The following is a 22,290-nucleotide window of genomic DNA, read 5'->3' on the forward strand; positions in this document are numbered from 1 at the left end:
GCTACCCCTCCGTCGTGTTATCATCAGGGCAGACCGGTTACATCCCCCTAACAAGTAAACCTGTCATTTTTCCGCTGCAGGCATGCTGTCGGTAGCGTGAATTATCCAGGGCACGTTAAAAGAGAAACACTATCATGACGGATAAATTGACCTCCCTTCGTCAGTTCACCACTGTCGTAGCTGACACCGGAGATATCGCGGCAATGAAGCTGTACCAGCCGCAGGATGCCACAACCAACCCTTCTCTGATCCTTAACGCCGCACAGATCCCTGAGTATCGCAAACTGATTGACGACGCAGTGACCTGGGCGAAAGCGCAGAGCAATGACCGCGCGCAGCAGGTTGTGGATGCCACTGACAAACTGGCAGTGAACATCGGTCTGGAGATCCTGAAACTGGTTCCTGGCCGTATCTCTACCGAAGTGGATGCGCGTCTCTCCTACGACACCGAAGCGTCTATCGCCAAAGCGAAACGTCTGATCAAAATGTACAACGACGCGGGCATCAGCAACGACCGTATCCTGATCAAACTGGCTTCTACCTGGCAGGGTATTCGCGCGGCAGAGCAGCTGGAAAAAGACGGCATCAACTGTAACCTGACCCTGCTGTTCTCCTTCGCGCAGGCGCGTGCTTGTGCAGAAGCGGGCGTATACCTGATTTCTCCGTTCGTAGGCCGTATTCTGGACTGGTACAAAGCCAACACCGATAAGAAAGAGTACGCACCGGCTGAAGATCCAGGCGTGATTTCTGTGACTGAAATCTACGAATACTACAAACAGCATGGCTATGAGACTGTGGTTATGGGCGCAAGCTTCCGTAACGTCGGTGAAATCATCGAGCTGGCTGGCTGTGACCGCCTGACCATCGCGCCTGCGCTGCTGAAAGAGCTGGCAGAAAGCGAAGGTACCCTGGAGCGTAAACTGTCCTACACCGGTGAAGTGAAAGCACGCCCAGAGCGCATCACTGAATCCGAGTTCCTGTGGCAGCATAACCAGGATCCAATGGCGGTAGACAAGCTGGCGGACGGTATCCGTAAGTTTGCTGTTGACCAGGGCAAACTGGAAAAAATGATCGGCGACCTGCTGTAATCATTCTGCGTGACCGGGTTCCCGGTCACGCGACTTCTTTCGTCCCCTGTCTGAATCCCCTCTCTGCGTGTATCATTCCCTTTAATCAGTACTCTTTGAATGGAATGGATATGAATACCTTACGTATCGGCTTAGTGTCGATTTCTGACCGCGCCTCCAGCGGTGTTTACCAGGATAAAGGCATCCCCGCTCTGGAAGCGTGGCTGGCCAGTGCACTGACTACCCCATTTGAGATCCAGACTCGCCTGATTCCCGACGAACAGCCGATCATCGAGCAGACCCTGTGTGAGCTGGTGGATGAGATGAGCTGTCACCTGGTGTTAACCACCGGCGGAACCGGCCCCGCACGCCGCGACGTGACGCCGGACGCGACGCTGGCGATTGCCGATCGTGAAATGCCTGGCTTCGGCGAACAGATGCGCCAGATCAGTCTACACTTTGTTCCGACGGCCATTCTTTCCCGCCAGGTGGGGGTGATCCGCAAGCAGGCGTTGATCCTGAACCTGCCGGGCCAGCCGAAGTCGATCAAAGAGACCCTGGAAGGGCTTAAAGCGGAAGACGGCAGCGTCATCGTTCACGGTATCTTTGCAAGTGTACCGTATTGTATACAGCTGCTTGACGGCCCGTATGTCGAAACCGATGAGAAAGTGGTAGCAGCTTTTCGTCCTAAAAACGCGCGTCGCGAAACAATCTCCTGAAATTAATCAATATGTGACATAAGCTGAAGCGGCGATAGCGTGGTAACGGTTTTACGGTATAGTAATTTTTTCTTTACGATTACTGTAAAAATAAATCCACAACACACGCATGATGGTTCGCTATGTCACATAACACCCGACCTCTGAATCGACAGGATTACAAAACCCTCACGCTCGCGGCCTTAGGCGGCGCGCTGGAGTTTTACGATTTCATTATCTTCGTCTTCTTCGCCGCCGTGGTGGGGGAGCTCTTCTTCCCGGCAGATATCCCGGAGTGGCTGCGTCAGGTGCAAACCTTCGGCATTTTTGCCGCCGGGTATCTGGCGCGTCCGCTGGGCGGCATTATCATGGCCCACTTTGGCGATCTGGTCGGTCGTAAGAAGATGTTTACCCTTAGCATCCTGCTGATGGCCGTGCCGACACTGGCCATTGGTCTGTTGCCTACCTATGCCTCGATGGGTATTCTCGCGCCGTTGCTGCTGTTACTGATGCGCGTCCTGCAGGGCGCGGCAATTGGCGGTGAAGTGCCGGGCGCGTGGGTGTTTGTCGCGGAGCATGTTCCGGCGCGCCGCATTGGCATCGCCTGCGGAACCTTAACGGCGGGGCTGACGGTCGGGATCCTGCTCGGCTCGGTGGTCGCCACCATTGTGAATACCAGCATGACGCAGCAGACCGTACACGACTGGGGCTGGCGTATTCCGTTCCTGCTGGGCGGGGCGTTTGGTCTGGTCGCGATGTACCTGCGCCGCTGGCTGCAGGAGACCCCCATTTTCCTCGAAATGCGGCAGCGCAAAGCGCTGGCGCAGGAGCTGCCGGTGAAGGCGGTCGTGGTACGCCATAAAAAAGCGGTGGTGGTGTCGATGCTGCTCACCTGGCTGCTCTCGGCGGGCATTGTGGTAGTGATATTGATGTCCCCTGTCTGGCTGCAAAAGCAGTACGGTTTCGCCCCTGCCGTGACGCTACAGGCAAACAGTATCGCGACAATCATGCTCTGCTTTGGCTGTCTGGCCGCCGGGCTGGCGGCGGATCGTTTCGGTGCCAGCGTCACCTTTATTGTCGGCAGCCTGTTACTGGCCGCTTCAAGCTGGGCGTTTTACCATCTGGCAGGCAGCCATCCTGAACAGTTGTTCCTGCTGTACGGCGTGGTAGGGCTGTGCGTGGGCGTTGTCGGGGCGGTACCGTACGTGATGGTGCGCGCGTTCCCGCCAGAGGTTCGCTTCACCGGGATTTCGTTTTCCTACAACGTGTCGTATGCCATTTTCGGTGGGCTGACGCCGATTGCGGTGACGGTCCTGATGGGCGTGTCTCCCATGGCTCCGGCCTGGTACGTGCTGGCGCTGTCGGTGATGGGGCTGGGATTAGGGATTTGGCTGGGGCAGAAGAAGGGATGTCGTGCCCGCGAGGCGGACACGACAGAAGGATCAGTGTTTTTCACCAATCGGTAGCACGGTGCGGTCAAACTGCTCGTTCAGCACTTCACCCATTGCCAGGTAGATAGCGCTTGCGCCGCAAACCAGACCAATCCAGCCTGCAACATGAACGATGCCTTCGTTATCCACGAGGTGACCGATTGCCAGCAGGGCGAACAGGACGGTCAGGCTCAGGAAGACGAACTGCAGCATGCGGTTGCCTTTCAGGGTACCGAAGAACATGAACAGGGTGAAGATGCCCCACAGGCCCAGATAAACGCCCAGGAAGTGGGCGTTTGCCGCGTCTGCCATACCCATTTTAGGCAGCAGCAGAATGGCAACCAGGGTCAGCCAGAAAGAACCGTAAGAGGTGAAGGCGGTTAAGCCGAAGGTATTGCCTTTTTTATATTCCAGCAGGCCCGCGAAAATTTGCGCGATACCGCCGTAAAAAATGCCCATCGCCAGGATGATGCCATCCATCGGGAACATCCCGATATTGTGCAGGTTCAGCAGAATAGTGGTCATGCCAAAACCCATCAGGCCCAGCGGAGCCGGATTAGCCAACTTAGTGTTGCCCATAAGTCCTCAAAAAAATCATCATTAATATGGTGAAATGGTTAAACCCGCGTCAGTTCTCCCTGACGGGGCGCGGCATCATAATGGGCGCAATCGATGGCGTCTATGATCTCATCAGGGTGAAATTAAAATTTTTTTTATCATTCCCCCTTGATGGATGCCGTCGCGACCCCATCTTGTAGTCAACCGCAGTGTGTGGACCTGAAAAAAATCAAATCTGGGCAGTTGAAAAAGCACGTTCTGCCCTTATTACAGGTACACAACCACATGTTGACTGAATTTTTAGTGGAGACGTTTAGATGGGTAAAATTATTGGTATCGACCTGGGTACAACCAACTCTTGTGTAGCGATTATGGATGGCACTACTGCACGCGTGCTGGAGAACGCCGAGGGCGATCGCACCACGCCTTCTATCATTGCTTATACCCAGGATGGTGAAACTCTGGTTGGTCAGCCGGCTAAACGTCAGGCAGTGACAAACCCGCAAAACACCCTGTTTGCGATTAAACGCCTGATTGGTCGCCGCTTCCAGGACGAAGAAGTTCAGCGTGACGTTTCCATCATGCCTTACAAAATCATCGCAGCAGATAACGGCGATGCATGGCTTGATGTGAAAGGCACCAAAACGGCACCACCGCAGATCTCTGCTGAAGTGCTGAAAAAAATGAAGAAAACCGCTGAAGATTACCTGGGTGAGCCGGTAACTGAAGCTGTTATCACCGTTCCTGCCTACTTCAACGATGCTCAGCGTCAGGCAACCAAAGATGCTGGCCGTATCGCAGGTCTGGAAGTAAAACGTATCATCAACGAACCAACCGCGGCTGCTCTGGCTTACGGTCTGGATAAAGAAGTCGGCAACCGTACTATCGCGGTTTACGACCTGGGTGGTGGTACCTTCGATATCTCTATTATCGAAATCGACGAAGTTGACGGCGAAAAAACCTTCGAAGTTCTGGCAACCAACGGTGATACCCACCTGGGTGGTGAAGACTTCGATACCCGTCTGATCAACTACCTCGTTGACGAGTTCAAGAAAGATCAGGGCATTGACCTGCGTAACGACCCGCTGGCTATGCAGCGCCTGAAAGAAGCCGCTGAGAAAGCGAAGATCGAACTGTCTTCCGCTCAGCAGACCGACGTGAACCTGCCGTACATCACCGCAGACGCGACCGGTCCTAAACACATGAACATCAAAGTGACCCGTGCGAAACTGGAAAGCCTGGTAGAAGACCTGGTGAACCGTTCTATCGAGCCGCTGAAAGTTGCTCTGCAGGACGCTGGCCTGTCCGTGTCTGATATCAACGACGTTATCCTCGTTGGTGGCCAGACCCGTATGCCAATGGTGCAGAAGAAAGTGGCTGAGTTCTTTGGTAAAGAGCCACGTAAAGACGTTAACCCGGACGAAGCGGTGGCAATTGGTGCTGCGGTTCAGGGTGGCGTACTGACCGGTGAAGTGAAAGACGTACTGCTGCTGGACGTTACCCCGCTGTCTCTGGGTATCGAAACCATGGGCGGTGTGATGACTGCGCTCATCAACAAAAACACCACCATCCCAACCAAGCACAGCCAGGTGTTCTCTACCGCTGAAGACAACCAGTCTGCGGTAACCATCCATGTGCTGCAGGGTGAGCGTAAGCGTGCGGCGGATAACAAATCTCTGGGTCAGTTCAACCTGGACGGTATTAACCCGGCACCGCGCGGCATGCCGCAGATCGAAGTCACCTTCGACATCGATGCTGACGGTATCCTGCACGTGTCTGCGAAAGACAAAAACAGCGGTAAAGAGCAGAAGATCACCATCAAGGCATCTTCTGGCCTGAACGAAGCAGAAATCGAAAAAATGGTTCGCGATGCCGAAGCTAACGCGGAATCCGACCGTAAGTTCGAAGAGCTGGTTCAGACCCGTAACCAGGGTGACCATCTGCTGCACAGCACCCGTAAGCAGGTTGAAGAAGCCGGCGATAAGCTGCCAGCGGAAGACAAAACTGCTATCGAAGCTGCACTGAGCGCACTGGAAACGTCTCTGAAAGGCGAAGACAAAGCGGACATCGAAGCGAAAATGCAGGAGCTGGCACAGGCTTCCCAGAAGCTGATGGAAATCGCTCAGCAGCAGCACGCTCAACAGCAGGCGGGCGCTGACGCTTCTGCGAACAACGCGAAAGACGACGACGTTGTCGACGCTGAGTTCGAAGAAGTTAAAGACAAAAAATAATCGCCCTGATGCAGGGTAATTAATCGGCACGGGCGTAGGAGAACTCTCCACGCCCGTGCTCGCATGTTAAGGGGCTTAAAAAAACCAATGGCAAAGCAAGACTATTACGAGATTTTAGGCGTTCCGAAAACTGCGGAAGAGCGTGAAATCAAAAAGGCGTATAAGCGCCTGGCCATGAAATTCCACCCGGACCGTAATCAGGGTGACAAAGAGGCTGAAGCCAAATTTAAAGAGATCAAAGAAGCCTATGAAGTCCTGACCGATGCACAAAAACGTGCGGCCTATGACCAGTACGGTCACGCAGCCTTTGAACAGGGCGGCATGGGCGGCGGTGGATTCGGTGGCGGCGGCTTTGGCGGCGGTGCTGACTTCAGCGATATCTTTGGCGATGTGTTTGGCGACATCTTCGGCGGCGGTCGTGGTCGTCAGCGCGCGGCGCGCGGCGCTGATCTGCGCTACAACATGGATCTGACGCTGGAAGAGGCCGTTCGCGGTGTCACCAAAGAGATCCGTATTCCGACGCTGGAAGAGTGTGACGTCTGCCACGGCAGCGGCGCGAAAGCGGGTACGCAGCCGCAGACCTGTCCAACCTGTCACGGCTCCGGCCAGGTGCAGATGCGTCAGGGCTTCTTCGCGGTACAGCAGGCCTGTCCGCACTGTCACGGTCGCGGTACGCTGATTAAAGATCCGTGCACCAAGTGCCACGGCCACGGTCGCGTTGAAAAAACCAAGACCCTGTCCGTTAAGATCCCAGCTGGTGTCGATACGGGCGACCGCATCCGTCTGGCGGGCGAAGGTGAAGCCGGAGAACACGGCGCACCGGCAGGCGATCTGTACGTTCAGGTGCAGGTGAAACAGCACGCGATTTTCGAGCGCGAAGGGAACAACCTGTACTGTGAAGTACCGATCAACTTCGCGATGGCGGCACTCGGTGGCGAAATTGAAGTACCGACGCTGGATGGTCGCGTCAATCTGAAGATCCCGGGCGAGACCCAGACCGGTAAGCTGTTCCGCATGCGCGGTAAAGGCGTTAAATCCGTTCGTGGTGGTGCGCAGGGCGATCTGCTGTGCCGCGTCGTCGTGGAAACGCCGGTTGGCCTGAACGACAAGCAGAAACAGCTGCTGAAAGAGTTGCAGGAGAGTTTCGGTGGCCCGACGGGTGAGAAAAATAGCCCGCGCTCCAAAAGCTTCTTCGATGGCGTCAAAAAATTCTTCGATGATTTGACCCGCTAATCGACTAGCTGGTTTTTATCCGCAAAAGCCCGGAAGCGATTCCGGGCTTTTTCTTTTTATCGGTATTGCTCGGTTAAACTGAACCTATACTCAATATTAATCTGTTTTTGCCGAGCTATCTGGCTTGGTATTATGGTTTTATCGAGGTATTGTTGTAAAAGAGAGAACTAAAGTGAAATTACTACACCGTTTCTTTAGCAGTGAGGCATCCGGCGGCGTGATCCTGATTATGGCTGCTGCGGCCGCGATGGTACTGGCCAACGTCGGATTGACCCGCGATCTGTATCATGCATTTCTGGAAACGCCCGTTGAACTGAAGGTCGGGGCGCTGGAAATTAACAAGAATATGCTGCTGTGGATCAACGATGCGCTGATGGCGGTGTTCTTCCTGCTTGTGGGGCTTGAGGTTAAGCGTGAGCTGGTGCTGGGTTCGCTTGCCAGCCGCCAGCGTGCGGCATTCCCGGTCATTGCTGCGCTCGGCGGGATGGTGGTGCCGGCGTTGCTCTTTCTGGCGTTCACCTGGCAGGATCCGGTTGCACGTCACGGCTGGGCGATCCCGGCTGCGACGGATATCGCTTTTGCGCTCGGGGTGCTGGCCCTGCTGGGAAGCCGCGTGCCGGTAGCCCTGAAAATCTTCCTGATGGCGCTGGCGATTATTGATGACCTTGGCGCCATTGTGATTATCGCGCTGTTCTACACCAGCGATCTGTCGATCCTCTCCCTGAGCGTGGCTGCCGGGGCGATTACGGTGCTGGCGCTGCTGAACATCTTTAATGTGCGCCGCATCGGTATTTACATCCTCGTGGGGATGGTGCTGTGGACGGCGGTGCTGAAATCAGGCGTGCATGCCACGCTGGCTGGGGTGATCGTCGGCTTCTTCGTACCGCTGAAGCCGCAGGACGGCAAGTCGCCTGCCAAACAGCTGGAGCATGTGCTGCACCCGTGGGTCGCCTTTATGATCCTGCCGCTGTTTGCGTTTGCCAACGCGGGCGTTTCCCTCGGCGGGGTGACGCTGGACGGGCTAACGTCCGTGCTGCCGCTGGGCATTATTGCCGGGCTGTTTATCGGCAAGCCGCTGGGTATTAGTCTCTTCTGCTGGCTGGCGACGAAACTGAAGCTGGCGTCATTGCCGCACGGCACTACGTTTAAGCAGATTATGGCCGTCGGCGTGCTGTGTGGTATCGGGTTTACGATGTCGATCTTTATCTCGACGCTGGCGTTTGGCGCGCATGCGCCTGAGCTGATCGTCTGGGCGAAACTCGGCATTCTTATCGGGTCATTACTGGCCGCGGTAATCGGTTATACCTTGCTGAAGGTAAAATTGTCCGGACAGGCCGTCCAGGCATAACGGAACACCGGGAGGAGGCGAGCCTTCTCCCGATCCACACTCAGGGAGAGAAGACGCGATGTCTCATTTAAATTACAACCATCTTTACTACTTCTGGCACGTCTATAAACAGGGATCGGTGGTCGGGGCAGCAGAGGCGCTCTACCTGACGCCGCAAACCATCACCGGGCAAATTAAGGCGCTGGAAGAGCGTTTGCAGGGCAAGCTGTTCAAGCGTAAGGGGCGCGGGATTGAACCCAGCGAACTGGGTGAACTGGTTTTCCGCTACGCGGACAAGATGTTCACCCTGAGCCAGGAGATGCTGGATATCGTCAACTACCGCAAAGAGTCGAACCTGCTTTTTGATGTTGGCGTGGCGGATGCGCTGTCCAAACGGCTGGTGAGCGGCGTGCTGGACGCGGCGGTGGTTGAAGATGAACAAATTCATCTTCGCTGCTTTGAATCCACTCACGAGATGCTGCTGGAACAGCTAAGCCAGCACAAGCTGGACATGATTATCTCGGACTGCCCGATTGACTCCACGCAGCAGGAAGGCTTGTTCTCGGTGAAGATTGGAGAATGCGGCGTGAGCTTCTGGTGCATTAATCCGCCGCCGGAGAAACCCTTCCCGGCCTGCCTGGAAGAGCGTCGCCTGCTGGTGCCGGGAAGGCGTTCCATGCTCGGACGCAAGCTGCTGAACTGGTTTAATTCCCAGGGGCTGAAGGTGGAAATCCTCGGTGAGTTCGACGATGCGGCGCTGATGAAAGCCTTTGGTGAAGCGCATAACGCCATCTTTGTTGCGCCGACGCTCTACGCGCACGATCTCTATTCGGATGACAAGATTACGGAGATAGGCAGAGTGGATAACGTGATGGAGGAGTATCACGCCATATTTGCCGAAAGAATGATTCAGCACCCTGCGGTGCAGCGAATCTGTAACCGTGACTACTCGGCGCTGTTTACGCCACCGGCAATCTGAAGACATAAAAAAACCCGCGTTAAGCGGGTTCTTTTAAAACAAGCAACAACAAGCGGCGATTAAGCCAGTTTGTTGATCTGCGCGGTCAGGTTTGCTTTATGACGCGCTGCTTTGTTTTTGTGGATCAGACCTTTAGCAGCCTGACGATCCACGATTGGTTGCATTTCGTTAAATGCGTTCTGCGCAGCAGCTTTGTCGCCAGCTTCGATAGCTGCGTATACTTTCTTGATGAAGGTACGCATCATAGAGCGACGGCTTGCGTTGTGCTTACGAGCCTTCTCAGACTGTACGGCACGTTTCTTAGCTGATTTGATATTAGCCAAGGTCCAACTCCCAAATATGATCTATGTGGACAATTCAAAGGCCGAGGAATATGCCCTCTATACCTTCTTTTGTCAATGGATTTGTGCAAATAAGCGCCGTTAATGTGGCGACGCTACGTTACGTAGTGATGGCGCAGGATTCTACCAGCTTGTTGTTCGTGAATACAGCTTTTCGGCATAAAAATCGCAGTTCGCGAGCAGATTTTTTCGCTGCGAAAGGTCAGCCTGATGAAATCATTACGGCTTTCTGTTTTGCACGAACAATCGCCGGTTAACCTTAACCGCTGTACAAGGTATACTTTGGCGATTTTCACTGTTTTGAGCCAGACATGAAGCTGATACGCGGCATACATAATCTCAGCAGAGCCCCGCACGGGTGCGTGCTGACCATTGGTAATTTCGACGGCGTGCATCGTGGTCATCAGGCGCTGTTGCAGGGATTGCGTAAAGAAGGGGAGGCCCGTGGTCTGCCCGTTGTAGTGATGATTTTCGAACCGCAGCCGCTGGAGCTGTTCGCGGGCGATAAATCTCCCGCCCGTCTTACACGCCTGCGCGAGAAGTTGCGCTATCTGGCTGAGTCCGGCGTGGACTACGTATTGTGCGTACGTTTCGATCGCCGCTTTGCCGCGCTGACAGCACAAAATTTCGTCAGCGACCTGCTGGTTAAGCGTCTTGGCGTGCAGTTTCTTGCCGTGGGCGATGATTTCCGCTTTGGCGCTGGTCGTCAGGGCGATTTCTTGCTATTACAGAAGGCTGGTCTGGAGTACGGTTTTGACGTCACCAGCGCGATGACCTTCTGTGAAGGCGGCGTTCGCGTCAGCAGCACGGCGGTACGCCGGGCACTGGCCGATGATGAACTGGATACGGCAGAAACCCTGCTGGGGCATCCGTTCACCATCTCTGGCCGCGTGGTCCATGGCGATGCGCTGGGCCGCACGATAGGTTTCCCGACGGCGAATATACCGCTGCGTCGTCAGGTTTCCCCGGTTAAAGGGGTCTATGCGGTAGAAGTGGCAGGACTGGGCGATAAACCGTTCTACGGCGTCGCCAATATTGGCACGCGTCCGACCGTCGCCGGTGTGCGTCAACAGCTAGAAGTGCACCTGCTGGACGTTGTAATGGACCTGTATGGTCGCCATATAGATGTAATACTGCGTAAAAAAATACGCAATGAGCAGCGATTTGGTTCGCTGGATGAACTCAAAGCGCAAATTGCGCGAGATGAATTGACGGCCCGCGAGTTTTTTGGGCTTTAGAACCGGCTTAACTGCCTACGTGATAAATACGGAACCGAGAATCTGATGAGTGACTATAAATCAACCCTGAATTTGCCGGAAACAGGGTTCCCGATGCGCGGCGATCTCGCCAAGCGCGAACCGGGAATGCTGGCGCGTTGGACTGATGATGACCTGTACGGCATCATTCGTGCAGCCAAAAAAGGCAAAAAAACCTTCATTCTGCATGATGGCCCTCCCTATGCGAATGGCAGCATTCATATTGGTCACTCGGTTAACAAGATTCTGAAAGACATTATCGTGAAGTCCAAAGGACTCGCGGGCTATGACTCGCCTTACGTTCCGGGCTGGGACTGCCACGGTCTGCCAATCGAGCTGAAAGTCGAGCAAGAGTTCGGCAAGCCAGGTGAGAAGTTCACCGCCGCCGAGTTCCGTGCGAAGTGCCGCGAATACGCCGCCACGCAGGTTGACGGTCAGCGTGCTGACTTCATCCGTCTGGGCGTACTGGGCGACTGGTCGCACCCGTACCTGACCATGGACTTCAAAACGGAAGCCAACATTATCCGTGCGCTGGGCAAAATCATCGGTAATGGCCACCTGCACAAAGGCGCTAAGCCGGTGCACTGGTGCGTGGACTGCCGTTCTGCGCTGGCAGAAGCTGAAGTGGAGTATTACGACAAAACCTCTCCGTCTATCGACGTGGCCTTCCACGCGGTGGATCAGGATGCGGTAAAAGCCAAATTTGGCGTCGCCTCGGTAAACGGCCCGATCTCTCTGGTGATTTGGACCACCACCCCGTGGACCCTGCCAGCCAACCGTGCGATCTCCCTGTCCGGTGAGTTCGAATACGCGCTGGTGCAGATTGACGGTCAGGCGGTTATCCTGGCGAAAGATCTGGTTGAGAGCGTGCTGAAGCGCGCGCATATCACTGACTACACCGTGCTGGGCACCGTGAAAGGTGATGCGCTGGAGCTGATGCGCTTCAAACACCCGTTCCTGGACTTCGACGTTCCGGCGATCCTGGGCGACCACGTGACGCTGGAAGCGGGTACCGGTGCGGTACATACCGCCGGTGGCCACGGTCCTGACGACTACAACATCAGCCTGAAGTACGGTCTGGAAATCGCTAACCCGGTTGGTCCGGATGGTTCTTACCTGCCTGGCACCTACCCGGCGCTGGACGGTATCAACGTCTTCAAAGCGAACGACATTATCGTCGACATGCTGCGTACCAGCGGCGCGCTGCTGCACGTTGAAAAAATGCAGCACAGCTATCCGTGCTGCTGGCGTCACAAGACCCCGATCATCTTCCGTGCGACCCCGCAGTGGTTCGTGAGCATGGATCAGAAGGGCCTGCGCGAGCAGTCTCTGAAAGAGATCAAAGGCGTGCAGTGGATCCCGGACTGGGGCCAGGCGCGTATCGAATCCATGGTGGCTAACCGTCCTGACTGGTGTATCTCCCGTCAGCGTACCTGGGGCGTACCGATGTCTCTGTTCGTACATAAAGAGACGCAGGAGCTGCACCCGAATACCCTGGAACTGATGGAAGAAGTGGCGAAGCGCGTCGAAGTTGACGGCATTCAGGCGTGGTGGGATCTCGACGCCCGCGACATCCTGGGCGCTGATGCGGATAACTACGAGAAAGTGCCGGATACCCTGGACGTGTGGTTCGATTCCGGGTCTACCCACTCCTCCGTGGTTGACGTGCGTCCGGAGTTTGCCGGTCACGCTGCCGATATGTATCTGGAAGGGTCTGACCAACACCGCGGCTGGTTCATGTCATCTCTGATGATCTCTACCGCCATGAAGGGTAAAGCGCCTTACCGTCAGGTACTGACTCACGGCTTCACCGTGGATGGTCAGGGCCGTAAGATGTCCAAATCTATCGGTAACACCGTTTCTCCGCAGGATGTGATGAACAAACTGGGCGCAGACATTCTGCGTCTGTGGGTGGCATCGACCGACTACACCGGCGAAATGGCGGTGTCTGACGAGATCCTGAAACGCGCTGCCGACAGCTATCGTCGTATCCGTAACACCGCGCGCTTCCTGCTGGCGAACCTGAACGGGTTCGATCCGGCAAAAGACATGGTGAAACCGGAAGAGATGGTCGTGCTGGACCGCTGGGCGGTAGGCTGCGCGAAAGCGGCGCAGGAAGATATCCTGAAGGCCTATGAGTCTTATGACTTCCACGAAGTGGTGCAGCGCCTGATGCGCTTCTGCTCCATCGAGATGGGCTCGTTCTACCTCGACATCATCAAAGACCGTCAGTACACCGCGAAAGCGGACAGCGTGGCGCGTCGTAGCTGCCAGACCGCGCTGTTCCATATCGCAGAAGCGCTGGTACGCTGGATGGCGCCGATCATGTCCTTCACCGCGGATGAAATCTGGGGTTACCTGCCAGGCGACCGCGAGAAGTATGTCTTCACCGGCGAGTGGTACGAAGGTCTGTTCGATCTCTCCAGCACCGAAGCGATGAACGATGCCTTCTGGGACGAGCTGCTGAAAGTACGTGGCGAAGTGAACAAGGTTATCGAGCAGGCGCGTGCTGATAAGAAAGTCGGCGGCTCTCTGGAAGCGGCAGTGACCCTGTACGCGGAGCCAGAGCTGGCGGCGAAGCTGACGGCGCTGGGCGATGAATTACGATTTGTCCTGTTGACCTCCGGTGCGAAAGTTGCGGATTATGCCGAGGCTTCTGCTGATGCTCAGCAGAGCGAACTGCTCAAAGGACTGAAAGTCGCGCTGAGCAAAGCCGACGGTGAGAAATGCCCGCGCTGCTGGCATTACACCACCGATGTCGGTCAGGTGGCGGAACACGCAGACATCTGCGGACGCTGTGTAAGCAACGTCGCCGGTGACGGCGAAAAACGTAAGTTTGCCTGATGAGTAAAACTCTCTGTTCAACAGGACTGCGCTGGCTGTGGCTGGTTGTGGTGGTGCTGATTATTGATCTGGGCAGCAAGTTCCTGATCCTCCAGAATTTTGCTCTGGGGGAGACGGTCCCGCTGTTCCCGTCGCTTAACCTGCACTACGCGCGCAATTACGGTGCGGCGTTCAGTTTCCTTGCTGACAGCGGTGGCTGGCAGCGCTGGTTCTTTGCGGGTATCGCTCTCGGTATCTGCGTGATCCTGGCGGTGCTGATGTACCGCTCGAAGGCAACGCAAAAGCTGAATAACATCGCCTACGCGCTGATCATTGGCGGCGCGCTGGGCAACCTGTTTGATCGCCTGTGGCATGGCTTTGTGGTCGATATGATCGACTTCTACGTCGGCGACTGGCACTTCGCGACCTTTAACCTCGCTGATAGCGCCATTTGCATCGGTGCGGCGTTAATCGTGCTGGAAGGCTTCTTGCCTAAACCCGCTGCGAAAGAGCAGGCGTAAGCATCAATGCCGGGTGGCGCTACGCTTACCCGGCCTACAGAATTTGTGGCTTCCCGTAGGCCCGGTAAGCGTAGCGCCACCGGGCAACAGGTGACCCAAAACAAGCGAGCAATTTGCATGTCTAAATCCGTACAGAGCAACAGCGCGGTTCTCGTTCACTTCACGCTGAAGCTGGATGATGGTTCAACGGCTGAGTCCACCCGCAATAACGGCAAACCGGCCCTGTTTCGTCTTGGCGATACCTCCCTGTCTGAAGGTCTTGAGCAGCAGCTTCTGGGCCTGAAAGAGGGCGAGAAAAAAGCCTTTTCGCTGGAGCCGGATGCGGCATTTGGCGTGCCAAGCCCGGACCTGATCCAGTATTTCTCGCGCCGCGAGTTTATGGACGCAGGTGAACCGGAAATCGGCGCGATTATGCTCTTTACCGCTATGGACGGCAGCGAAATGCCTGGCGTGATCCGCGAAATCAACGGCGACTCGATTACCGTTGACTTCAACCATCCGCTTGCCGGGCGTACCGTTCATTTTGATGTTGAAGTGCTGGAAATCGATCCGGCACTGGAGGCCTGAAATGCAGATCCTGTTGGCTAACCCGCGCGGCTTCTGCGCCGGTGTAGACCGCGCTATCAGCATTGTTGAAAACGCGCTGGAGATTTACGGCGCGCCGATTTATGTACGTCACGAAGTGGTGCATAACCGCTACGTGGTCGACAGCCTGCGCGAACGCGGTGCCATCTTTATCGAGCAGATCAGTGAAGTGCCGGACGGTGCGATCCTGATTTTCTCCGCGCACGGCGTCTCTCAGGCGGTCCGTAACGAAGCGAAAAGTCGCGATCTGACCGTCTTCGATGCCACCTGCCCATTGGTGACCAAGGTGCATATGGAAGTGGCGCGCGCCAGCCGCCGTGGTGAAGAGTCGATCCTGATTGGCCATGCCGGCCACCCGGAAGTCGAGGGCACCATGGGCCAGTACAGCAACCCTGAAGGGGGAATGTACCTGGTGGAGTCGCCTGAAGATGTCTTTACACTGAACGTGAAAAACGAAGCGCGCCTGTCGTTTATGACCCAGACGACGCTCTCCGTCGACGATACCTCAGACGTGATTGACGCCCTGCGTCAGCGCTTCCCGAAAATCGTCGGGCCGCGCAAGGACGACATCTGCTACGCCACCACCAATCGTCAGGAAGCGGTGCGTGCGCTGGCTGAACAGGCGGACGTGGTGCTGGTGGTCGGCTCTAAGAACTCCTCCAACTCTAACCGTCTGGCTGAACTGGCACAGCGAATGGGGAAGGCGGCGTTCCTGATCGACGATGCCACGGATATTCAGGAAGCGTGGGTTAAAGACGCGGCCTGCGTAGGCGTGACGGCCGGGGCATCCGCGCCCGATATTCTGGTACAAAACGTCATTTCCCGTCTGCAGGAGCTGGGCGGCGGCGAAGCGGTGCCGCTGGAAGGACGCGAAGAGAACATTGTGTTCGAAGTGCCGAAAGAGCTGAGAATCGACGCCCGCGAAGTCGAATAGTCCCTTTTCTGATGAAAGGCCAGCACCTCCTGTGCTGGCCTTTTTTTTACCCGTTACTTTATCGTGACGACAAAATCATGTCTTTTACTGATATTTAAGTCGGTTTCACGTTAAATTCTAATTATTGGTGTTTTCAGTTGGCAGTGCTCAGAAAGGCTGGTTAATCTGAAAACGGTTTACATCATTTTAACGTAAGAGAATAACTATGCATGATGCACAGATCCGTGTCGCCATTGCGGGCGCGGGTGGACGTATGGGCCGTCAGCTTATTCAGGCGGCACTTCAGATGGATGGCGTAGCACTTGGCGCGGTGCTGGAGCGTGACGGTTCATCACTTCTGGGGACCGATGCTGGCGAGCTGGCGGGCGCGGGAAAGACCGGCGTCACCGTACAAAGCAGCCTGGACGCGGTTAAAGATGACTTCGATGTGTTCATCGATTTTACCCGTCCTGAAGGGACGCTCACGCATCTGGCGTTTTGCCGTCAGCACGGCAAGGGGATGGTGATCGGCACCACTGGTTTTGACGATGCGGGCAAGCAGGCTATCCAGGATGCATCCAAAGAGATTGCGATTGTCTTCGCCGCAAACTTTAGCGTGGGCGTTAACGTCATGCTGAAGCTGCTGGAGAAGGCGGCGAAGGTGATGGGCAACTACACCGATATTGAGATTGTCGAAGCTCACCACCGCTATAAGGTTGATGCGCCATCAGGCACGGCGCTGGCAATGGGCGAAGCGATTGCTCATGCACTTGATAAAGATTTAAAAGACTGCGCAGTCTATGCCCGCGAAGGCCACACCGGGGAGCGCGTGCCGGGCACCATTGGTTTCGCAACCGTCCGGGCGGGTGACATCGTCGGCGAACATACCGCGATGTTCGCCGATATTGGCGAGCGCGTCGAGATTACGCATAAAGCGTCCAGCCGAATGACGTTTGCCAATGGTGCCGTTCGGTCCGCCTTGTGGCTGAAAGAGAAGAAAAATGGTCTTTTTGATATGAGAGATGTGCTTGATCTCAACAATTTGTAAGCATTATTACCCATCGTGATGTGGTTATTGCAGTCGTAATCCTTTGATTGCATAGGGCAATAATTTATTGCCCTTTTATTTTATCTATTTCGCGCCAATTTTGTTCCTTTAGCCTTGAAAGTGTAGCTATTCCCCTTAATCCCCGTTACTGAAATGTAAATTTTGACCATTTGGTCCACTTTTTGATGCTGCGTCGACTCATTTTTCATTAAACCCGGCGCGCAAGCGTTTTCCGCAGTGATTTACCTGATCTTTTTGTCGCTTAAGCTTCACTCACCTCGTCAGATACGCAAAAGACTAAACAAAATATCGGTTTTAAGTTGACTTTTACCCACCAAATCTCCAGAATGCCGCCGTTTGCCAAAAATCCGCTGGCAACACATTTGCATTGATCCATGACATGGTTATGAATTAATATGCAAATAAAGTGAGTGAATATTCTCTGGAGGGTGTTTTGATTAAGTCAGCGCTATTGGTTCTGGAAGACGGAACCCAGTTTATCGGTCGGGCCATAGGGGCAACGGGTTCGGCGGTTGGGGAAGTCGTTTTCAATACTTCAATGACCGGTTATCAAGAAATCCTCACTGATCCTTCCTATTCTCGCCAAATCGTTACTCTTACTTATCCTCATATCGGCAATGTCGGCACCAATGCGGCTGACGAAGAATCCTCTCAGGTACATGCGCAAGGCCTTGTCATTCGTGACCTGCCGCTGATTGCCAGCAACTTCCGCAATACCGAAGACCTCTCTTCTTACCTGAAGCGCCATAACATCGTGGCGATTGCCGATATCGATACCCGTAAGTTAACGCGTCTGCTGCGCGAGAAGGGTGCACAGAACGGCTGCATCATCGCGGGTGATAACCTCGATGCGACGCTGGCGCTGGAAAAAGCGAAAGCCTTCCCGGGCCTGAACGGCATGGACCTGGCGAAAGAAGTCACTACCGCAGAAGCCTACAGCTGGACTCAGGGTAGCTGGACGCTGGAAGGCGACCTGCCGGAAGCGAAAAAAGAGAGCGAGCTGCCGTTCCACGTGGTGGCCTACGATTTCGGCGCCAAGCGCAACATCCTGCGCATGCTGGTTGACCGCGGCTGCCGCCTGACGGTGGTGCCGGCACAAACGTCTGCTGAAGACGTATTGAAGATGAATCCGGACGGTATTTTCCTGTCCAACGGGCCTGGCGACCCGGCGCCGTGCGATTACGCCATCGCTGCCATCAAGTCCTTCCTGGAAACCGACATCCCGGTATTCGGCATCTGCCTCGGCCATCAGCTGCTGGCGCTGGCGAGCGGTGCGAACACCGTCAAAATGAAGTTCGGCCACCACGGTGGTAACCACCCGGTGAAAGATATCGATAACAACACGGTGATGATCACCGCGCAGAACCACGGCTTTGCCGTCGATGAGGCCTCAATGCCAGCTAACCTGCGCGTGACCCATAAGTCGCTGTTCGATGGCACCCTGCAGGGGATTCATCGCACCGATAAGCCGGCGTTCAGCTTCCAGGGGCATCCGGAAGCCAGCCCGGGCCCACACGACGCTGCGCCGCTGTTCGATCACTTCATCGAACTTATCGAGCAATACCGTAAGACCGCTAAATAATCAGGAGCCGAGAAGACAATGCCAAAACGTACAGACATAAAAAGCATCCTGATCCTTGGCGCTGGCCCGATCGTCATCGGCCAGGCCTGCGAATTCGACTACTCCGGCGCGCAGGCGTGTAAAGCCCTGCGTGAAGAGGGTTACCGCGTCATCCTGGTTAACTCTAACCCGGCTACCATCATGACCGACCCGGAAATGGCAGATGCGACCTACATCGAGCCGATTCACTGGGAAGTGGTGCGTAAAATCATCGAGAAAGAGCGTCCGGACGCGGTGCTGCCAACCATGGGCGGCCAGACGGCGCTGAACTGCGCGCTCGAGCTGGAGCGTCAGGGCGTGCTGGCCGAATTCGGCGTCACCATGATTGGTGCGACCGCCGACGCGATTGATAAAGCCGAAGACCGTCGCCGCTTCGACGTGGCGATGAAGAAAATCGGCCTCGACACCGCGCGCTCCGGTATCGCACACAACATGGAAGAAGCGCTGGCCGTTGCGGCTGACGTGGGCTATCCGTGCATCATCCGTCCATCGTTCACCATGGGCGGCACCGGCGGCGGTATCGCTTACAACCGTGAAGAGTTCGAAGAAATTTGCGAACGCGGTCTGGATCTCTCTCCAACCAAAGAGCTGCTGATTGATGAATCGCTGATTGGCTGGAAAGAGTACGAGATGGAAGTGGTGCGTGATAAAAACGACAACTGCATCATCGTCTGCTCCATCGAAAACTTCGATGCGATGGGTATACACACCGGCGACTCCATCACCGTTGCGCCAGCCCAGACGCTGACCGACAAAGAGTACCAAATCATGCGTAACGCCTCGATGGCGGTACTGCGTGAAATCGGCGTGGAAACCGGTGGTTCAAACGTGCAGTTCTCCGTGAACCCGAAAACCGGCCGCCTGATTGTTATCGAAATGAACCCGCGCGTGTCCCGCTCCTCCGCGCTGGCCTCTAAAGCGACCGGCTTCCCGATTGCGAAAGTGGCGGCGAAACTGGCGGTGGGTTATACCCTCGACGAGCTGATGAACGACATCACCGGTGGCCGCACCCCTGCGTCCTTCGAGCCGTCCATCGACTACGTTGTGACCAAAATTCCACGCTTTAACTTCGAGAAATTTGCAGGCGCGAATGACCGTCTGACCACCCAGATGAAATCTGTCGGGGAAGTGATGGCGATTGGCCGCACGCAGCAGGAATCCCTGCAAAAAGCGCTGCGCGGTCTGGAAGTGGGCGCGACCGGTTTCGACCCGAAAGTGAGCCTGGACGACCCGGAAGCGCTGACCAAAATCCGCCGCGAGCTGAAAGACGCGGGCGCAGAGCGTATCTGGTACATCGCCGATGCCTTCCGTGCCGGCCTGTCCGTCGACGGCGTGTTCAACCTGACTAACATCGACCGCTGGTTCCTGGTGCAGATTGAAGAGCTGGTGCGTCTGGAAGAGAAAGTGGCCGAGCTGGGCATCAACGGCCTGGACGCTGACTTCCTGCGCGTGCTGAAGCGTAAAGGCTTCGCCGATGCGCGTTTGGCTAAGCTGGCGGGCGTGCGCGAAGCGGAAATCCGCAAGCTGCGCGACCAGTATGACCTGCACCCGGTCTACAAGCGCGTGGACACCTGTGCGGCTGAATTCTCGACCGACACCGCGTACATGTACTCCACCTATGAAGACGAGTGCGAAGCGAACCCGTCCGTCGACCGCGACAAGATTATGGTGCTGGGCGGTGGTCCAAACCGTATCGGCCAGGGCATCGAGTTCGACTACTGTTGCGTACACGCCTCGCTGGCGCTGCGCGAAGACGGTTACGAGACCATCATGGTCAACTGTAACCCGGAAACCGTCTCCACCGACTACGACACCTCCGACCGCCTCTACTTCGAGCCGGTTACCCTGGAAGACGTGCTGGAAATCGTGCGCATTGAGAAGCCAAAAGGCGTTATCGTGCAGTACGGTGGCCAGACTCCGCTGAAGCTGGCGCGCGCGCTGGAAGCGGCAGGCGTACCGGTTATCGGTACCAGCCCGGATGCGATTGACCGTGCGGAAGACCGCGAGCGTTTCCAGCAGGCGGTTGACCGTCTGAAGCTGAAACAGCCAGCGAACGCCACGGTGACGGCCATCGAACAGGCTGTAGAGAAGGCGAAAGAGATTGGCTACCCGCTGGTGGTGCGTCCTTCCTACGTGCTGGGCGGCCGCGCGATGGAAATCGTCTACGACGAAGCCGACCTGCGTCGCTACTTCCAGACGGCGGTGAGCGTCTCCAACGATGCGCCAGTGCTGCTCGACCGCTTCCTCGACGATGCGGTAGAAGTGGACGTTGATGCCATCTGCGACGGCGAAATGGTGCTGATTGGCGGCATCATGGAGCATATCGAGCAGGCGGGCGTGCACTCCGGTGACTCTGCCTGTTCTCTGCCTGCGTACACCCTGAGCCAGGAAATTCAGGATGTGATGCGCCAGCAGGTGCAGAAGCTGGCCTTCGAGCTGCAGGTTCGCGGCCTGATGAACGTCCAGTTCGCGGTGAAAGATAACGAAGTCTACCTGATTGAAGTCAACCCGCGTGCGGCACGTACCGTACCGTTCGTCTCCAAAGCCACCGGTATTCCGCTGGCGAAAGTGGCGGCGCGCGTGATGGCAGGCCAGACGCTGGCACAGCAGGGCGTGACCAAAGAGATCATTCCACCGTACTACTCGGTGAAAGAAGTGGTGCTGCCGTTCAACAAATTCCCGGGCGTTGACCCGCTGTTAGGGCCAGAAATGCGCTCAACCGGGGAAGTGATGGGCGTAGGCCGCACCTTCGCAGAAGCGTTCGCGAAGGCGCAGCTGGGCAGTAGCTCAACCATGAGAAAATCGGGCCGTGCGCTGCTCTCTGTTCGCGAAGGCGATAAAGAGCGCGTGGTTGACCTGGCCGCCAAGCTGCTGAAGCAGGGCTTTGAGCTGGACGCGACCCACGGTACGGCGATTGTGCTGGGTGAAGCGGGCATCAACCCGCGTCTGGTGAACAAGGTGCATGAAGGTCGTCCGCACATTCAGGATCGTATCAAGAATGGCGAATACACCTACATCATCAACACCACCGCAGGCCGCCAGGCGATTGAAGACTCCAAGCTGATTCGCCGCAGCGCGCTGCAGTATAAAGTGCACTACGACACCACCCTGAACGGCGGTTTCGCAACAGCCATGGCGCTGAACGCGGATGCCACCGAGAAGGTGATTTCGGTTCAGGAAATGCACGCGCAGATTAGCAAGTAATCTGCGTAGGCCCGGCAAGCGGTAGCGCAGCCGGGCAAATGGCGGGTGGCGCTTCGCTTACCCGCCCTGCTTTTTTCTTTATCCATCTTCAGAACCTTCTGGTTTTTCATCCGCATTCAGTGAGTTAGCCTAAAATCATTAGGTCGATAACGAAATTCAACTGAGAGCAGGGGAAAACACCATGCAAAATAAATTACTGATCGCCACCCTTCTTGCCGCCACTGCAACGTTTACCGTCGCGGGCTGTTCCTCTAACCAGGCAGTGAAAACCACCGATGGCAAAACCATTGTCACCGACGGAAAACCAGAGGTCGATGATGATACCGGTCTGGTGTCGTATAAAAATGCGGAAACGGGTCAGACCGAGCAGATCAACCGCGATCAGGTTAAATCAATGGGCGAGCTGGATAACTAATAAAAAAGCCGTGGCGTTT

General features: G+C 55.7%; 18 protein-coding genes and 1 pseudogene. 17 read left to right on the top strand and 2 right to left on the bottom strand.

What is annotated here, in order from left to right:
• The first annotated feature begins 134 nt into the window (after positions 1-134).
• The 3 genes from tal (at position 135) to ACMGGU_RS01505 (ending at position 3,231) form a co-directional block, all read left to right on the top strand.
• Positions 135-1,088, top strand: a complete 954-nt coding sequence (tal, locus tag ACMGGU_RS01495; RefSeq protein ID WP_024907418.1) for a transaldolase — start codon at positions 135-137, stop codon at positions 1,086-1,088.
• Positions 1,089-1,198: 110 nt separating this feature from the next.
• Positions 1,199-1,786 carry a molybdopterin adenylyltransferase gene (mog, locus tag ACMGGU_RS01500; protein ID WP_008502044.1) on the top strand — a complete coding sequence of 196 codons (588 nt, stop codon included), beginning with the start codon at positions 1,199-1,201 and terminating at the stop codon, positions 1,784-1,786.
• Positions 1,787-1,908: 122 nt separating this feature from the next.
• Positions 1,909-3,231, top strand: a complete 1,323-nt coding sequence (locus tag ACMGGU_RS01505) for an MFS transporter (RefSeq protein WP_262796761.1) — start codon at positions 1,909-1,911, stop codon at positions 3,229-3,231.
• Here ACMGGU_RS01505 and satP read toward each other — a convergent pair.
• Positions 3,208-3,774 (bottom strand): acetate uptake transporter, encoded by a 567-nt coding sequence (satP, locus tag ACMGGU_RS01510; RefSeq protein WP_032649862.1) that lies wholly within the window; start codon positions 3,772-3,774, stop codon positions 3,208-3,210. The two genes, ACMGGU_RS01505 and satP, sit on opposite strands and share 24 nt — an antisense overlap.
• Before the next feature lie 296 nt (positions 3,775-4,070).
• Here satP and dnaK point away from each other — a divergent pair, with 296 nt between their 5' ends.
• From dnaK to nhaR, 4 genes are all read left to right on the top strand, one after another.
• Positions 4,071-5,984: a molecular chaperone DnaK gene (gene dnaK, locus ACMGGU_RS01515; protein WP_045907761.1), complete on the top strand. Its 1,914-nt coding sequence runs from the start codon at positions 4,071-4,073 to the stop codon at positions 5,982-5,984.
• A gap of 87 nt (positions 5,985-6,071) precedes the next feature.
• Positions 6,072-7,217: a molecular chaperone DnaJ gene (gene dnaJ, locus ACMGGU_RS01520; protein WP_008502040.1), complete on the top strand. Its 1,146-nt coding sequence runs from the start codon at positions 6,072-6,074 to the stop codon at positions 7,215-7,217.
• Positions 7,218-7,389: 172 nt separating this feature from the next.
• Positions 7,390-8,565, top strand: a complete 1,176-nt coding sequence (gene nhaA / locus ACMGGU_RS01525) for a Na+/H+ antiporter NhaA (RefSeq protein ID WP_395299788.1) — start codon at positions 7,390-7,392, stop codon at positions 8,563-8,565.
• A gap of 58 nt (positions 8,566-8,623) precedes the next feature.
• On the top strand, positions 8,624-9,523 hold the full coding sequence (nhaR, locus tag ACMGGU_RS01530) for a transcriptional activator NhaR (RefSeq protein WP_032660752.1): 900 nt from the start codon (positions 8,624-8,626) through the stop codon (positions 9,521-9,523).
• 59 nt (positions 9,524-9,582) lie between these two features.
• Here the strand turns inward: nhaR and rpsT are convergent, their stop codons facing one another.
• The gene (rpsT, locus tag ACMGGU_RS01535; protein ID WP_003856458.1) at positions 9,583-9,846 is read right to left on the bottom strand and encodes a 30S ribosomal protein S20; all 264 of its coding nucleotides are present in this window, start codon (positions 9,844-9,846) and stop codon (positions 9,583-9,585) included.
• Positions 9,847-9,961: 115 nt separating this feature from the next.
• Here rpsT and ACMGGU_RS01540 point away from each other — a divergent pair.
• From ACMGGU_RS01540 to ACMGGU_RS01585, 10 genes and pseudogenes are all read left to right on the top strand, one after another.
• Positions 9,962-10,168, top strand: a pseudogene (locus tag ACMGGU_RS01540) (DUF2575 domain-containing protein); the annotation flags it as partial.
• 7 nt (positions 10,169-10,175) lie between these two features.
• Complete coding sequence (ribF, locus tag ACMGGU_RS01545; RefSeq protein ID WP_045907763.1) at positions 10,176-11,102, top strand: bifunctional riboflavin kinase/FAD synthetase; 927 nt, start codon at positions 10,176-10,178, stop codon at positions 11,100-11,102.
• A gap of 45 nt (positions 11,103-11,147) precedes the next feature.
• Positions 11,148-13,964 carry an isoleucine--tRNA ligase gene (gene ileS / locus ACMGGU_RS01550; protein ID WP_045907764.1) on the top strand — a complete coding sequence of 939 codons (2,817 nt, stop codon included), beginning with the start codon at positions 11,148-11,150 and terminating at the stop codon, positions 13,962-13,964.
• Complete coding sequence (lspA, locus tag ACMGGU_RS01555; RefSeq protein ID WP_008502034.1) at positions 13,964-14,464, top strand: signal peptidase II; 501 nt, start codon at positions 13,964-13,966, stop codon at positions 14,462-14,464. The genes ileS and lspA overlap by 1 nt, the downstream gene beginning before the upstream one ends.
• A gap of 117 nt (positions 14,465-14,581) precedes the next feature.
• Positions 14,582-15,031 (top strand): FKBP-type peptidyl-prolyl cis-trans isomerase, encoded by a 450-nt coding sequence (gene fkpB / locus ACMGGU_RS01560; protein WP_003856450.1) that lies wholly within the window; start codon positions 14,582-14,584, stop codon positions 15,029-15,031.
• Between the two features lies 1 nt (position 15,032).
• Positions 15,033-15,983, top strand: coding sequence for a 4-hydroxy-3-methylbut-2-enyl diphosphate reductase (gene ispH, locus ACMGGU_RS01565; RefSeq protein ID WP_045415580.1), 951 nt, complete (start codon positions 15,033-15,035; stop codon positions 15,981-15,983).
• A 205-nt stretch (positions 15,984-16,188) separates the two neighbouring features.
• On the top strand, positions 16,189-17,010 hold the full coding sequence (gene dapB / locus ACMGGU_RS01570) for a 4-hydroxy-tetrahydrodipicolinate reductase (protein ID WP_262765804.1): 822 nt from the start codon (positions 16,189-16,191) through the stop codon (positions 17,008-17,010).
• A gap of 454 nt (positions 17,011-17,464) precedes the next feature.
• Complete coding sequence (carA, locus tag ACMGGU_RS01575) at positions 17,465-18,613, top strand: glutamine-hydrolyzing carbamoyl-phosphate synthase small subunit (protein WP_010427050.1); 1,149 nt, start codon at positions 17,465-17,467, stop codon at positions 18,611-18,613.
• An 18-nt stretch (positions 18,614-18,631) separates the two neighbouring features.
• Positions 18,632-21,856 (top strand): carbamoyl-phosphate synthase large subunit, encoded by a 3,225-nt coding sequence (carB, locus tag ACMGGU_RS01580; protein ID WP_047072642.1) that lies wholly within the window; start codon positions 18,632-18,634, stop codon positions 21,854-21,856.
• A 181-nt stretch (positions 21,857-22,037) separates the two neighbouring features.
• Positions 22,038-22,271 carry a YgdI/YgdR family lipoprotein gene (locus ACMGGU_RS01585; RefSeq protein ID WP_045907769.1) on the top strand — a complete coding sequence of 78 codons (234 nt, stop codon included), beginning with the start codon at positions 22,038-22,040 and terminating at the stop codon, positions 22,269-22,271.
• Positions 22,272-22,290: the final 19 nt, after the last annotated feature.

Origin of the sequence: Enterobacter sp. BNK-8, from assembly GCF_048685095.1 — a bacterium.
Classification (GTDB): domain Bacteria; phylum Pseudomonadota; class Gammaproteobacteria; order Enterobacterales; family Enterobacteriaceae; genus Enterobacter; species Enterobacter quasiroggenkampii.

Bases quoted from the DNA above. Each gene is read 5' to 3' on its own strand.
- dapB (WP_262765804.1), top strand. From the start codon at position 16,189: ATGCATGATGCACAGATCCGTGTCGCCATTGCGGGCGCGGGTGGACGT.
- ispH (WP_045415580.1), top strand. From the start codon at position 15,033: ATGCAGATCCTGTTGGCTAACCCGCGCGGCTTCTGCGCCGGTGTAGAC.
- dnaK (WP_045907761.1), top strand. From the start codon at position 4,071: ATGGGTAAAATTATTGGTATCGACCTGGGTACAACCAACTCTTGTGTA.
- nhaR (WP_032660752.1), top strand. From the start codon at position 8,624: ATGTCTCATTTAAATTACAACCATCTTTACTACTTCTGGCACGTCTAT.
- mog (WP_008502044.1), top strand. From the start codon at position 1,199: ATGAATACCTTACGTATCGGCTTAGTGTCGATTTCTGACCGCGCCTCC.
- ribF (WP_045907763.1), top strand. From the start codon at position 10,176: ATGAAGCTGATACGCGGCATACATAATCTCAGCAGAGCCCCGCACGGG.
- ACMGGU_RS01505 (WP_262796761.1), top strand. From the start codon at position 1,909: ATGTCACATAACACCCGACCTCTGAATCGACAGGATTACAAAACCCTC.
- fkpB (WP_003856450.1), top strand. From the start codon at position 14,582: ATGTCTAAATCCGTACAGAGCAACAGCGCGGTTCTCGTTCACTTCACG.
- carB (WP_047072642.1), top strand. From the start codon at position 18,632: ATGCCAAAACGTACAGACATAAAAAGCATCCTGATCCTTGGCGCTGGC.
- ACMGGU_RS01585 (WP_045907769.1), top strand. From the start codon at position 22,038: ATGCAAAATAAATTACTGATCGCCACCCTTCTTGCCGCCACTGCAACG.
- dnaJ (WP_008502040.1), top strand. From the start codon at position 6,072: ATGGCAAAGCAAGACTATTACGAGATTTTAGGCGTTCCGAAAACTGCG.
- satP (WP_032649862.1), bottom strand. From the start codon at position 3,774: ATGGGCAACACTAAGTTGGCTAATCCGGCTCCGCTGGGCCTGATGGGT.
- tal (WP_024907418.1), top strand. From the start codon at position 135: ATGACGGATAAATTGACCTCCCTTCGTCAGTTCACCACTGTCGTAGCT.
- lspA (WP_008502034.1), top strand. From the start codon at position 13,964: ATGAGTAAAACTCTCTGTTCAACAGGACTGCGCTGGCTGTGGCTGGTT.
- ileS (WP_045907764.1), top strand. From the start codon at position 11,148: ATGAGTGACTATAAATCAACCCTGAATTTGCCGGAAACAGGGTTCCCG.